This is a genomic window from Pseudomonas sp. B6002 (genome assembly GCF_013385985.1).
GTDB lineage: Bacteria > Pseudomonadota > Gammaproteobacteria > Pseudomonadales > Pseudomonadaceae > Aquipseudomonas.
The window spans coordinates 1-12,457 of sequence record NZ_JACAOY010000038.1; the positions used below are offsets into that span (position 1 = coordinate 1).

At 60.6% G+C, this 12,457-nt stretch carries 13 protein-coding genes; 10 read left to right on the forward strand and 3 right to left on the reverse strand.

The features are described from left to right. From HX792_RS30250 to HX792_RS29575, 9 genes are all read left to right on the forward strand, one after another. Window positions 1-246: hypothetical protein (locus HX792_RS30250; RefSeq protein ID WP_218172846.1), on the forward strand; the 246-nt coding region annotated here is incomplete at its 5' end. Then, window positions 172-1,267 (forward strand): peptide chain release factor 2 gene (prfB, locus tag HX792_RS29540; RefSeq protein ID WP_095943132.1). Its coding sequence is split into 2 segments (ribosomal slippage): window positions 172-243 and window positions 245-1,267, totalling 1,095 coding nucleotides; the frame shifts between segments, so codons are not numbered across the junction. The genes HX792_RS30250 and prfB, both read left to right, overlap by 75 nt. A gap of 79 nt (window positions 1,268-1,346) precedes the next feature. Beyond that, a complete protein-coding gene (gene lysS, locus HX792_RS29545; RefSeq protein WP_008431110.1) occupies window positions 1,347-2,849 on the forward strand; it encodes a lysine--tRNA ligase in 1,503 nt (500 codons plus the stop codon). A gap of 106 nt (window positions 2,850-2,955) precedes the next feature. After that, complete coding sequence (locus HX792_RS29550) at window positions 2,956-3,672, forward strand: TetR/AcrR family transcriptional regulator (RefSeq protein ID WP_176999365.1); 717 nt, start codon at window positions 2,956-2,958, stop codon at window positions 3,670-3,672. 117 nt (window positions 3,673-3,789) lie between these two features. Then, the gene (locus HX792_RS29555) at window positions 3,790-4,338 is read left to right on the forward strand and encodes a hypothetical protein (protein WP_176999366.1); all 549 of its coding nucleotides are present in this window, start codon (window positions 3,790-3,792) and stop codon (window positions 4,336-4,338) included. A gap of 21 nt (window positions 4,339-4,359) precedes the next feature. After that, the gene (locus HX792_RS29560; protein ID WP_176999367.1) at window positions 4,360-5,637 is read left to right on the forward strand and encodes a flavohemoglobin expression-modulating QEGLA motif protein; all 1,278 of its coding nucleotides are present in this window, start codon (window positions 4,360-4,362) and stop codon (window positions 5,635-5,637) included. Window positions 5,638-5,948: 311 nt separating this feature from the next. Further along, complete coding sequence (locus tag HX792_RS29565) at window positions 5,949-6,854, forward strand: alpha/beta hydrolase (protein WP_176999368.1); 906 nt, start codon at window positions 5,949-5,951, stop codon at window positions 6,852-6,854. Beyond that, window positions 6,851-7,177: a hypothetical protein gene (locus HX792_RS29570; RefSeq protein WP_176999369.1), complete on the forward strand. Its 327-nt coding sequence runs from the start codon at window positions 6,851-6,853 to the stop codon at window positions 7,175-7,177. The genes HX792_RS29565 and HX792_RS29570 overlap by 4 nt, the downstream gene beginning before the upstream one ends. An 84-nt stretch (window positions 7,178-7,261) precedes the next feature. Next, on the forward strand, window positions 7,262-7,447 hold the full coding sequence (locus HX792_RS29575; protein WP_176999370.1) for a hypothetical protein: 186 nt from the start codon (window positions 7,262-7,264) through the stop codon (window positions 7,445-7,447). Window positions 7,448-7,496: 49 nt separating this feature from the next. On the opposite strand, the gene HX792_RS29580 is transcribed toward HX792_RS29575, so the two are convergent. The 3 genes from HX792_RS29580 to HX792_RS29590 form a co-directional block, all read right to left on the reverse strand. Further along, the gene (locus HX792_RS29580; RefSeq protein ID WP_176999371.1) at window positions 7,497-8,282 is read right to left on the reverse strand and encodes an OmpA family protein; all 786 of its coding nucleotides are present in this window, start codon (window positions 8,280-8,282) and stop codon (window positions 7,497-7,499) included. A gap of 55 nt (window positions 8,283-8,337) precedes the next feature. Beyond that, window positions 8,338-8,748 (reverse strand): DUF4398 domain-containing protein, encoded by a 411-nt coding sequence (locus HX792_RS29585; protein ID WP_176999372.1) that lies wholly within the window; start codon window positions 8,746-8,748, stop codon window positions 8,338-8,340. A 298-nt stretch (window positions 8,749-9,046) separates the two neighbouring features. Continuing rightward, window positions 9,047-9,391: a pilin assembly protein gene (locus HX792_RS29590; protein ID WP_176999373.1), complete on the reverse strand. Its 345-nt coding sequence runs from the start codon at window positions 9,389-9,391 to the stop codon at window positions 9,047-9,049. A 185-nt stretch (window positions 9,392-9,576) separates the two neighbouring features. On the opposite strand from HX792_RS29590, the gene ppc reads away from it, so the two are divergent. Next, window positions 9,577-12,204 carry a phosphoenolpyruvate carboxylase gene (gene ppc / locus HX792_RS29595; protein ID WP_176999374.1) on the forward strand — a complete coding sequence of 876 codons (2,628 nt, stop codon included), beginning with the start codon at window positions 9,577-9,579 and terminating at the stop codon, window positions 12,202-12,204. Window positions 12,205-12,457 lie beyond the last annotated feature (253 nt).

Genomic DNA, 12,457 nt, shown 5'->3' on the forward strand with positions numbered 1-12,457 from the left:
GGCTTTTCCAAAGTGAGTCGCCGTAAGGGCGAAACCATACTCCGCCATCACCCAAATAACGGATATGCCCACCACCAACCCCAACCCTTTTCGCCCAGCGGACTGCCGCTCCCCCCCATTTCCCGTTATACTCGCCGGCTTTCAAAAGTTCGCCAACGAGTGCTGCCCGCCATGGAAATCAACCCGATCCTTAACACCATCAAGGACCTGTCCGAGCGCTCCGAAACTATTCGGGGGTATCTTTGACTACGATCAAAAGCATGAGCGTCTGACCGAAGTCAATCGCGAGCTTGAAGATCCTGCTGTCTGGAACAAACCCGAATACGCCCAAGAGCTGGGCCGCGAGCGCGCTGCGCTGGCGCAGATCGTCGATACCCTCGACGAACTGAACACCGGTCTGGCCGATTGCCGTGACCTGCTGGACATGGCCGTCGAAGAAAACGACGAAGGCGCAGTGGGCGATGTCGTCGCCGAGCTGGCCCGTCTCGAGGAAAACCTCGCCAAGCTTGAATTCCGCCGCATGTTCAGCCATGAAATGGACCCGAACAACGCCTACCTGGACATCCAGGCCGGCTCCGGTGGCACCGAGGCCCAGGACTGGGCCAACATCCTGCTGCGCATGTACCTGCGCTGGGCGGACAAACGCGGTTTCGACGCGACCATCATGGAACTGTCGGCCGGTGAAGTCGCCGGTATCAAGGGCGCGACCGTGCACATCAAGGGCGAATACGCCTTTGGCTGGCTGCGGACCGAGATCGGCGTACACCGTCTGGTGCGCAAGAGCCCGTTCGACTCCGGCAACCGTCGCCACACGTCGTTCTCCGCCGTGTTCGTCTCGCCAGAGATCGACGACAAGGTGGAAATCGAGATCAACCCGGCTGACCTGCGGATCGACACCTACCGTTCCTCCGGTGCCGGTGGCCAGCACGTAAACACCACCGACTCGGCCGTACGTATCACCCACGTACCGACCAACACCGTGGTCAGCTGCCAGAACGAACGTTCCCAGCACGCCAACAAGGACACCGCCATGAAAATGCTGCGGGCCAAGTTGTACGAGCAGGAAATGCAGAAACGCAACGCCGCGTCGCAAGCGCTGGAAGACACCAAGTCGGACATCGGCTGGGGTCACCAGATCCGCTCCTATGTGCTTGATGCGTCGCGGATCAAGGATCTGCGCACTAACATCGAACGCAGCGACTGCGACAAGGTGCTCGACGGCGACATCGACGAATACCTGGAAGCCAGCCTGAAATCAGGCCTGTAACACCCCCTGTAGGAGCCGGCTTGCCGGCGATCCCCGGCCGCAGGCCGGGGGCAACGAACCTGATGGAAAATCTAAAGACATGAGCGACCAACAACTCGACCCGCAAGCCCTGCAACAGGAAGAAAACTCCCTGATCGCCCTGCGCAAGGAAAAGCTTGCTGCCGAGCGCGCCAAGGGCAATGCCTTCCCCAACGACTTCCGCCGCGAAAACTACTGCGATGCCTTGCAGAAACAGTACGCGGACAAGACCAAGGAAGAGCTGGCAGAGGCTGCGATCCCGGTCAAGGTGGCAGGTCGCATCATGCTCAACCGTGGCTCGTTCATGGTGATCCAGGACATGACCGGTCGCATCCAGGTCTACGTCAACCGCAAGACCCTGTCCGAAGAAACCCTGGCCTCGGTGAAAACCTGGGACATGGGCGACATCATCGCAGCTGAAGGCACCCTGGCCCGTTCCGGCAAGGGCGACCTGTACGTTGAAATGACCAGCGTGCGCCTGCTGACCAAGTCCCTGCGCCCACTGCCGGACAAGCACCACGGCCTGACCGACACCGAGCAGCGCTATCGCCAGCGCTACGTTGACCTGATCGTCAACGAAGAAGTACGCCAGACCTTCCGCGTACGTTCGCAAGTGATTGCCCACATCCGCAGCTTCCTGATGAAGCGTGACTTCCTGGAAGTGGAAACCCCGATGCTGCAAACCATCCCCGGTGGTGCCGCAGCCAAGCCGTTCGAGACCCACCACAACGCGCTGGACATGGAAATGTTCCTGCGTATCGCGCCAGAGCTGTATCTGAAGCGTCTGGTGGTTGGCGGCTTCGAAAAAGTGTTCGAGATCAACCGCAACTTCCGTAACGAAGGCGTTTCCACTCGTCACAATCCTGAATTCACCATGTTGGAGTTCTACCAGGCCTACGCCGACTACGAAGACAACATGGACCTGACCGAAGAACTGTTCCGCGAACTGGCACAGCTGGTCCTGGGCAGCACCGACGTTCCGTACGGCGACAAGGTGTTCCACTTTGGCGAACCGTTCGTGCGCCTGTCGGTGTTCGACTCGATTCTCAAGTACAACCCTGAGCTGACCGCCGACGACCTGAACGACATCGACAAGGCTCGCGCCATTGCCAAGAAAGCCGGCGCCAAGGTGCTGGGCTTCGAAGGCCTGGGCAAGCTGCAAGTGATGATTTTCGAAGAACTGGTGGAGCACAAGCTGGAACAGCCGCACTTCATTACCCAGTACCCGTTCGAAGTGTCGCCACTGGCCCGTCGCAACGACGACAACCCGAACGTCACCGACCGTTTCGAGCTGTTCATCGGCGGCCGCGAAATCGCCAACGCCTACTCCGAGTTGAACGACGCGGAAGACCAGGCCGAGCGCTTCATGGCCCAGGTGGCCGACAAGGACGCCGGCGACGACGAAGCCATGCACTACGACGCCGACTTCGTGCGTGCCCTGGAATACGGCATGCCGCCAACGGCCGGTGAGGGTATCGGCATCGACCGCCTGGTGATGCTGTTGACCAACTCGCCGTCGATCCGCGACGTGATCTTGTTCCCGCACATGCGGCCACAAGCGTAACCGTAGCGAAATCCGAAGCCGCCTTTTATAAGGCGGCTTTTTTATGTGGCGTTATTAAGCGTCAAGCGAACAGCGCCAGGTTTTGATCTATTCAAGGATGTGTGTCGTGAACCGCGTAATGGCTCAAGAAGGCGCCGCCGGCATTGCGGCTGCCGTGGCTGAAAGTGTCCAGTACCAGGGCCGCAAGGCCAGTCGCCGGGGCAGCGAGCAACGCAGGCAAGACATTCTCGACGCGGCCATGCGCATCGTGGTCCGTGAAGGTGTGCGTGCGGTGCGCCACCGGGCGGTGGCGGCGGAGGCGGGGGTGCCGCTGTCGGCCACCACCTATTACTTCAAAGACATCGATGATCTGCTCACTGATACTTTCGCCCAGTACGTCGAACGCAGTGCCGCCTTCATGGGCAAGCTGTGGGTGCGCAACGAAGGGCTACTGCGCGAGATGGTCGCCTACGGTGATGGCAGCCCGCAATCACGCTCGCAACTGGCCGATGACATTGCGCGCCTGACCGCCGACTACGTGATGCGCCAACTCACCAACCGCCGCGAACACCTGATGGCCGAGCTGGCTTTTCGCCAGGAAGCCCTGCTGAACCCGCGTCTGGCGGAGTTGGTGCGCTCCCACCAGCAAATCCTGCTGCAGGGCACCGGGCAGTTTTTCCAGGTATTGGGCTCCCGAGAGCCGCAACAGGATGCCAAAGTGTTGACGGCGATAATCAGTCGGATGGAATATCAGGGCCTGCTGGGCGGCGCAGAGCCTCTGACCGGTGAAGAGATGCTTGAGATCCTCAAGCGTTATATGCATTTGGTGTTGGCCTCGGTCTGACACCTGTGGGAGCTGGCTTGCCAGCGATTGCAATCTGTCTCTTGCCACATTGCTGGCTGACACGCCGCTATCGCCGGCAAGCCGGCTCCTACACGGGTTCTCTATTTGGAGTCGTCGATGAAAACCTGGCGCGTCGCGGTAATCACCTTATCGTTCCTGCTACTGAGCGGTTGCCTGGTGACCTTCAAGGACCCGCTGCCGGCCCACGAAGCCGCGCCGCCCGGGCTGATCGGCCAGTGGGCCAGCAAAAACGCCTGGGGCGAACCGCTCAACCTGCAGATCACCCGCGCCGGGGACCACCGTTACAAAGCCGTGAGCTACCCTACAGGCAAACCGGGCCAGCGCGATGAGTACCTGTTTACCGTGTCGCGCCACGGCAGCCGCTGGTATTTGTCGGCACCGTTGCCGGCAAAACTCGGCGGGCATTACATCCTGGCCGGTTTCGAATTCGACGAAAAACATGAATTGGTGGTCTACAACCTGGATCTGGAGCAGATCCACCAGGCCGTCGGCCAAAAGGCCTTGCACGGCTCTACCGTGGACACCGTCGAAGGCGCCGGTGTCGTGGTCGACAGCCCCATGGACCAGGTGTTTGCCTACCTGGATGACCCGGCCAATGCCGATGTGTTCGTTGAAGCCGTGCGCTACCAGCGCACGGGCAAATAACGTTTAAAGAGGAAGTACCGGGTGGACGATTACCAGCAGACGATACGCACCTTGTCTGATCGCATTGTGCTGGCGCAAACACCGATTCGCGTCCTCGACGCCGTGAAGTGGGACGAGAACATTCGCCAGGGATTCCTCAAGGCCAAGGGCAAGGCACTGCCTGCCGTAGACCGCGATTACTACCTGAACCGGCCGCTGTCGTTCGATTCCAGCGCAGTGAAGCTGGAGTTCCAGAACATCGAGCGCGACATCACCCGCCGCCTCGGTCAGTTCAGCCCGGTGGGGCAGATCATGCGCCGCATGTGCCGCGAATACCGCATGGTGGTGCGCATGCTCGAAGCGCGTGGCACCGAGGATTTCGGCCTGATTTCCCAAGAGCTTTATGGTGCCGCGTCCGATGCGTTCCACGCCGGTGACCCGACCCTGGCCGACCTGGGCCTGATGCTCTCTGACTACCTCAACAACATCGACGGCCGCGGCGACTTGAAGGATGAGGCCAAGACCCTCACCGCCAAGGACGCGGTCAGCTTGCTGCAAACCCGCCTGAACAAGGTGTTTGGCGAGGCTGAAGAGACCATTCGCGTGTTCGAGTCTGACGGTATCGTCGCCGACGCGGCGGCGGGGGCCGACTACATCAAGATCCGCGCCGATGCGATGTTCAATGAGCGCGATGTGCGTGCGCTGGAAGTGCATGAAGGCCTGGTGCATGTCGGTACCACCCTCAATGGCCAGAACCAGCCGATCTGCACCTTCCTGTCCAAGGGCCCGCCGTCCTCCACCGTGACCCAGGAAGGCCTGGCAATCCTGATGGAGATCATCACGTTCGCCTCCTACCCGAGTCGTCTGCGCAAACTCACCAACCGCACCCGCGCCATCCATATGGTGGAGGAGGGCGCCGACTTCCTGCAGGTGTTCGAATTCTTCCGCGAGCAAGGCTTTGAAATGGCTGAAAGCTACGGCAACGCCAGTCGCGTGTTCCGTGGTTCGGTGCCGACCGGTCTGCCGTTTACCAAGGATTTGTCCTACCTCAAGGGCTTTATCATGGTCTACAACTACATCCAGCTGGCTGTGCGCAAAGGCAAGCTGGAACAAGTGCCGCTGCTGTTCTGCGGCAAGACCACTTTGGAAGACATGCGTACCCTGCGCCAATTGGTGGATGAAGGCCTGGTGGTGCCGCCTAAGTACCTGCCGGAACAATTCCGCGACATGAATGCGTTGGCGGCCTGGATGTGTTTCTCCAACTTCCTCAACCACCTGAGCCTGGACCGGATCGAGGCGGACTACTCCAATATCCTCTAACGGCACCCCATGACCCTGTAGGAGCCGGCTTGCCGGCGAGAGCGGCGTATCAGCCACCAGTGTTTCAGCTGAAAAAACGCCATCGCCGGCAAGCCGGCTCCTACAGGGGTAGTGGTCGCGGCTGACGAAACCGAAACAAAAATGTGAGTTTTGCTGGTTCTGACTGACGAAACCGGTTCAAAAATGTGGGAGCTGGCTTGCCTGCGAAAGCGGTCTTTCAGCTAAAGCACTGGTGACTGATACACCGCTATCGCCGGCAAGCCGGCTCCTACAGATGATCTTCTGTGCTTTCAATTACGAGGCTTCAACGGATGAGAATCCTCGGCATTCTATGCCTGCTACTCACTTTGAACGGCTGCAGCTCCCTGCTGTTCTACCCCGAACCCGGCCTGCCGTTCACGCCGGAAAAAGCCCACCTGGCCTACCGTGACGTCACCGTGGTCACCGCCGATGGCGTGAAGCTGCATGCCTGGTGGCTACCGGCCAAACCCGGCGTTCCGCTCAAGGGCACCGTGCTGCACCTGCACGGCAACGGCGGCAACCTGGCCTGGCACCTGGGGGGCAGTTGGTGGTTGCCGGAGCAGGGTTATCAGGTGTTGCTGCTGGACTATCGCGGGTATGGCCTGTCTGAAGGCAAACCCTCATTGCCAGCGATCTACCAGGACATTGATGCGGCCTTCAACTGGCTCGACAAGGCGCCTGAAACCCAGGGCCAGCCATTGGTCATCCTCGGCCAGAGCCTGGGCGGCGCACTGGCGGTGCATTATTTGGCGGCCCATCCCGAACGCCAGGCGCAGCTCAAAGCTTTGGTTCTGGACGGCGTGCCCGCCAGTTATCGTGACGTAGGACAATTCGCCCTCAGCACCTCGTGGTTAACATGGCCCTTCCAGGTGCCCTTGTCCTGGCTGGTGCCGGACGCCGACAGCGCGATCAATGCCATGCCGCAACTGACCGGTGTGCCGAAGTTGCTGTTCCACAGCCTGGACGACACGATCGTGCCACTGTCCAACGGCATTCGCCTGTACCAGGCTGCGCCGCCGCCCAGGGTCCTGCAATTGACCCGTGGGGGGCATGTGCAGACCTTTGCCGACAAGACCTGGCAAACCGTGATGCTGCGTTACCTGGATGACCCGCAGCACTTCAACGGCCTGCGCCGCCTGGGCGAGATTCCGAACTACCCCATTCCCAAAGTTGATTCATCAGAGAGCCCGCAATGAGCGAAGAACGCAACATGATCCCGCTGATCCTCACTGGCATCGGCACCATCATCGGTACCGTCGGTTGCCTGTGGTACTACGGTTACCTGCACTTCGCCAAGCCGGAAGACGCGTTGCTGCTCAGTGACTTCACCATGCTCAAGACAATCCCCGGTGAGGACTACAAGATCTCCCTGACCCCGGCCGCACAGGTGGCGCAGTGCGTTGATGGTGTGCTGGTGATGTTCGACACCGAGCAAAAAGGCTTGAGCGGTGTGCTGGTGAATAACAAGAAGCAGGCCGTGCGTTGCATGGGCCAGGAAACACCGCAATTAGAGCAATAAAGCCGCATCCTCGAAATATTTGGAACCGTATTCCCTCAGACGCCACAGATTCCCCCGTAACTTAGGCAGAACGGGGCAGGGACGGTGGCGATAACCATTGGTGCGATACGCAACATGCTGGACATGGCCAGGGGGCAAGAGGCGCTGGAGCGCCAGGACGCGCAAGCGAATGCACTCAGCCAGCTACTGGAGAGGCTGTCGGATAATGCTTATGGCGTGAAGGCCATCAAGCTGCCAGACGATAACGACAGTCCAATCACCTTTGGCTAGCCAAAAAAAACCCACCATACGGTGGGTTTTTTCATGCCGCTTGAACCACTCAGTTAGCGACGGAAGACCGTGGCTTGACCGGCTGGTTGTCGTTGGAAATGGTCACTTCCACACGACGGTTCATGGCACGGCCCGACACGCTGCCGTTGTCGGCAACCGGGTATTCCTTGCCATAACCCTGGGTCACGATGCGCGAGATATCCACGCCCTGTTGCGCCAGTGCACGTTGCACAGAGGCTGCACGGCGCTCCGACAGGCTCTGGTTGTACGAGTCGGAACCGGTGCTGTCGGTGTAGCCTTCGACGATCACTTTACGGTCCGGGTTGTCGCGCAGGAACTGCGCCAGCTTGGTGATGTTCACCAGGCCGCTGGACTTGAGGTCAGACTTGTTGGTGGCAAACAGCACGTCACCAAAGGTCACCAGCGTACCGCGATCGGTTTGCTTGGCATTCAAGCTGTCTTGCAGTTGCTTGATCTGCGCGTCGCGAGCTTGCAGCAGCGCGCGGGCACGTTCGTCGCCGGCGTTTTTCAGCTTGGCTTCGGATTCGCGCAGCACGATGGTGTCCTTGGCGACTTCAACGCGCTGGTTGGTCAGGTAGGCCAGTTGGTCGACCTTCTTCTGATCTTCCTTGTCGCGGTAGGCTTTGTCAGCCTTGTCCAGCCATTCGCTGGCGTCCTTGGTTTCCAGGGCCGCGAGCTTGGTGGCCTGCGGGTTGGTCTGCAGGGACGAGAAGTTAGTCCGTGCGTTTTCCAGGTTCGCGTTCGGCGGGGTGGAGCAGGCCGCCAGGGCAACGCTCATCGCCAGCAGGGCAGGGATCATCAATTGTTTACGCATAGTCGTGTCGTCCTTTCAATTCGATATCGGGTGCAATGCAATCAGGGGCGGCGGCTTATTGCTGTTGGATAACAGCCGGGCGCATGCCTTCCTGACGCAGCTCCTGAACAGCTTTCTGGGAGTCCTTCACAGCCTGTTCAGCCTTGGCGGCCTGGGACTTGCGTTCTGCTACGCGAGCGTCCCACTCAGCTTGTTCGGCCAGGCGACGGGCTTCGTCATAGTTCTTGTCGTGCATGGCGATTTCGGCTTGTTTGAGCTTGTCCTGGGCCGACTTCATTTCCACGGCGGCGTACTCGGTACCGCCGGCGCTGACAGCGCTGTTGACCGCCGATTGAGTCACCGCGTATTGCTCAGTCGGCGGGTTACCGGCGCAGCCCGCCAGAACGAAGCTGGTGCCGATTGCCAGCGCGGCCAATTTGAGCCCGCGCAGGTGGTTAAACGAGGATTTGGCAGTGCTGGTCTTCATCGTCTTCAACTCCATTGGATAACTCCTGAAAAACTTCAACATCCATCTCAGGTGGTCAGCGGCCGAGGGCCCGGCAGTGATGCGCGTGGCGCCTTTCAAACGGCTGTTCCAAGTGATGGCTTACTCGGTGTGACCGGAGGCTTTTTTGAATAGTTCAGAGAAGATGGCGATTTGCCTAAAAAAATATCTGACTGTTTGGTCAGCGTATAAAAGTTGGAACTTTCAGGCGGCGCGGCGGTACGCCGAGCCTCTGCGAGGCCCGGAATACGCGGGTTGGGTGGGGTTCAGCGGATGTTTATCAGTGCTTCTTCTCGTCAGCACTGGCTGACAAATCATGCAGATAGCGCCGCGACAATGTCAGGAAGCGCGGGGTAGGGCCGACGTCTTCGTACAGCGGGTCGCCCTCTTCATCGGTGGCAATCACCTGTTGCCCCTTGATGTAGGGAAAGCTCGCTTCCAGCTCTTCCAGGGCGGCGCCGATCAGCTCGCCGAGCAACTCTTCGGTGCGGCGCTTGGGGTACATTTCGGCAATCGCCGCCAGCCGCGCGGCGGATTCCACGTCCAAATGGATCGCGTATTCAGTCTTGGTCAGGCGACCCTTGGCGTTCTCTTCCCACTGTTGGGCCAATTCTCGAATTTTCATGGCAACCTCAGTAAAGCCCGCGGTAGCAGGCGGTGATGAGTGACCCGCCGCCCGCGTGGATAAACACAGGCGACTTAATGTTGAGACTAGCTGCAACCCACAAGGTTTAAAGTCTTGTCATAAATGGATGCTGGCGGCACTCTGGAAACCCTGCGCGTCCCGGATTTCTGGCTGGAGATTGGCTGATGAGTGATATCGATGCACGCTTGCGTGAGGATGTTCACCTGCTGGGTGAGCTGTTGGGCAACACCATTCGAGAGCAGTACGGCGATGAGTTTCTCGACAAGATCGAGCAGATTCGCAAAGGCGCCAAGGCCGACCGGCATGGCGCTGGTGATGAGCTGAGTGCCAGCCTCAACCAGTTGCAGGAAGACGAGCTGCTGCCCGTGGCCCGGGCGTTCAACCAGTTCCTTAACCTGGCCAATATCGCCGAGCAGTACCAACTGATCCATCGACGCGATGAGTCGCAACCGGCGCCGTTCGAATCCCGTGTGTTGCCCGAGTTGCTGGCGCGCTTGCAAAGCGAAGGTCACAGCAACGAATCCCTGGCCCGCCAGTTGGCGCGGCTGGACATCGAACTGGTGCTCACCGCCCACCCCACCGAAGTTGCCCGCCGTACCTTGATCCAGAAGTACGATGCGATCGCCGCACAACTGGCGCTGCAAGACCATCGCGACCTCACCACGGCCGAGCGCACGCAGATCCGCGAACGCTTGCAGCGGCTGATCGCCGAGGCCTGGCACACCGAGGAAATCCGCCGCATTCGGCCCACCCCGGTGGACGAGGCCAAATGGGGCTTTGCGGTGATCGAGCATTCGCTGTGGCACGCCATCCCCAACTACCTGCGCAAGGCCGACCAGGCGCTGCACGCCGCGACCGGCCTGCGTTTGCCTCTGGAGGCGGCGCCGATTCGCTTTGCCTCGTGGATGGGTGGCGACCGTGATGGCAACCCGAATGTCACCGCGCCCGTCACCCGTGAAGTGTTGTTGCTGGCGCGCTGGATGGCTGCCGATTTGTACCTGCGTGATGTCGATCACCTGGCCTCGGAGTTGTCCATGCGCCAGGCCAGTCCGGCCCTGCAGGCCAAGGTCGGCGACAGCGTCGAGCCTTACCGCGCGCTGCTCAAGCAGTTGCGCGAACGTCTGCGCGCCACGCGCCAATGGGCTCACACCGCGTTGACCTCCAACACCGTGGCGCCGGCTGACGTGCTGCAAAACAACCGTGATCTATTGGACCCGCTGGAGCTGGTCTACCAATCGCTGCACGAGTGCGGCATGGGCGTGATTGCCGATGGCCCGTTACTCGATTGCCTGCGCCGTGCGGTGACCTTCGGCCTGTTCCTGGTGCGCCTGGATGTGCGCCAGGACTCCAGCCGCCATTGTGCGGCCATGACCGAAATCACCGATTACCTGGGCCTGGGCCGCTATGAAGACTGGGACGAAGAGGCGCGCATCAACTTCCTCACCAAGGAACTGGCGAACCGCCGGCCATTGTTGCCGGGCTACTTCAAACCGTCGGCAGACACGGCTGAAGTCTTGAACACCTGTAAGGAAATTGCCGCTGCACCGGCCGCTTCGTTGGGCTCGTACGTCATCTCCATGGCGGGGGCGGCGTCGGACGTATTGGCAGTGCAACTGCTGCTTAAAGAGTCGGGTGTGCAACGGCCTATGCGCGTAGTGCCGCTGTTCGAAACCCTGGCCGACCTGGATAACGCCGGGCCAGTGATGGAGCGGTTGCTGCAATTGCCGGGTTACCGCGCGCGCTTGCAAGGCCCGCAGGAAGTCATGATCGGTTATTCCGATTCGGCCAAGGACGCTGGCACCACCGCAGCGGCCTGGGCGCAGTACCGCGCCCAGGAGCGCCTGGTGGATATCTGCCGCGAGCAACAGGTGGAACTGCTGTTGTTCCACGGCCGCGGCGGCACCGTTGGCCGTGGCGGCGGCCCGGCCCATGCGGCGATCCTGTCGCAGCCACCGGGTTCGGTCGCGGGGCGTTTCCGCACCACCGAGCAGGGCGAGATGATCCGCTTCAAGTTCGGCCTGCCAGACATTGCCGAGCAGAACCTCAATCTTTATCTCGCGGCAGTATTGGAAGCCACGTTGCTGCCACCGCCCCCTCCGGAGCCGGCCTGGCGCCATTTGATGGATGAATTGGCGGCAGACGGTGTCAGTGCCTACCGCGCCGTGGTGCGGGAAAATCCGCAGTTCGTCGAGTACTTCCGCCAGTCCACCCCTGAGCAGGAGCTGGGGCGCTTGCCGCTGGGCAGTCGCCCCGCCAAGCGGCGTGCGGGCGGGATCGAAAGCCTGCGTGCAATCCCGTGGATCTTCGGCTGGACCCAGACGCGCCTGATGCTGCCGGCGTGGCTTGGCTGGGAGGCGGCGCTGAGCAAGGCGCTGGAGCGCGGCGAAGGCGAGTTGCTGGAGCAGATGCGCGAGCAGTGGCCGTTCTTCCGCACCCGCATCGATATGCTGGAAATGGTGCTGGCCAAGGCGGACGCCGACATCGCTCAGCTCTATGACGAACGTTTGGTGCAGCCAGACTTGCTGCCGTTGGGTGTGCACTTACGCGACCTATTGTCGCAGGCGTGCAGCGTGGTGCTTGGCCTGACTGGCCAGTCGCAACTGCTGGCCCATAGCCCAGACACCCTGGAGTTCATCCGCCTGCGCAACACCTACCTGGATCCCTTGCACCTGCTGCAGGCCGAGTTGCTGGCGCGGTCACGCCAACAGGAAGCGGCGCAGGACAGCCCTCTGGAACAGGCGCTGCTGGTGTCTGTGGCCGGTATCGCCGCCGGTTTGCGCAACACCGGTTGAAGTTTCTTGCGTGTTCTCAATAGCTTGCAGATGAACCACACAGGCCGTCCCGAGAGGGGCGGCCTGCGTTTGCAGGGCGGGGTTGCACTCAGGCATACCCCGCCTATGGCGCATGCCCGACGAGGGTTCCTGCGACTTTTGGCGGCTTGTATGGTGAGGGCCCGCTGTGTATCTTGATCAGCCTTTGGCCGTTTGATTGGCCTAGACCCATATTTCTACGAGATTGGCCCCTCGCGGCGAATCCGAGCGTCAT

Coding starts and splice junctions, on each gene's coding strand:
- HX792_RS29585 (WP_176999372.1), bottom strand. CDS start 8,748: ATGAAGACCAGCACTGCCAAATCCTCGTTTAACCACCTGCGCGGGCTC.
- lysS (WP_008431110.1), top strand. CDS start 1,347: ATGAGCGACCAACAACTCGACCCGCAAGCCCTGCAACAGGAAGAAAAC.
- HX792_RS29570 (WP_176999369.1), top strand. CDS start 6,851: ATGAGCGAAGAACGCAACATGATCCCGCTGATCCTCACTGGCATCGGC.
- HX792_RS29580 (WP_176999371.1), bottom strand. CDS start 8,282: ATGCGTAAACAATTGATGATCCCTGCCCTGCTGGCGATGAGCGTTGCC.
- HX792_RS29555 (WP_176999366.1), top strand. CDS start 3,790: ATGAAAACCTGGCGCGTCGCGGTAATCACCTTATCGTTCCTGCTACTG.
- ppc (WP_176999374.1), top strand. CDS start 9,577: ATGAGTGATATCGATGCACGCTTGCGTGAGGATGTTCACCTGCTGGGT.
- HX792_RS29590 (WP_176999373.1), bottom strand. CDS start 9,391: ATGAAAATTCGAGAATTGGCCCAACAGTGGGAAGAGAACGCCAAGGGT.
- HX792_RS29565 (WP_176999368.1), top strand. CDS start 5,949: ATGAGAATCCTCGGCATTCTATGCCTGCTACTCACTTTGAACGGCTGC.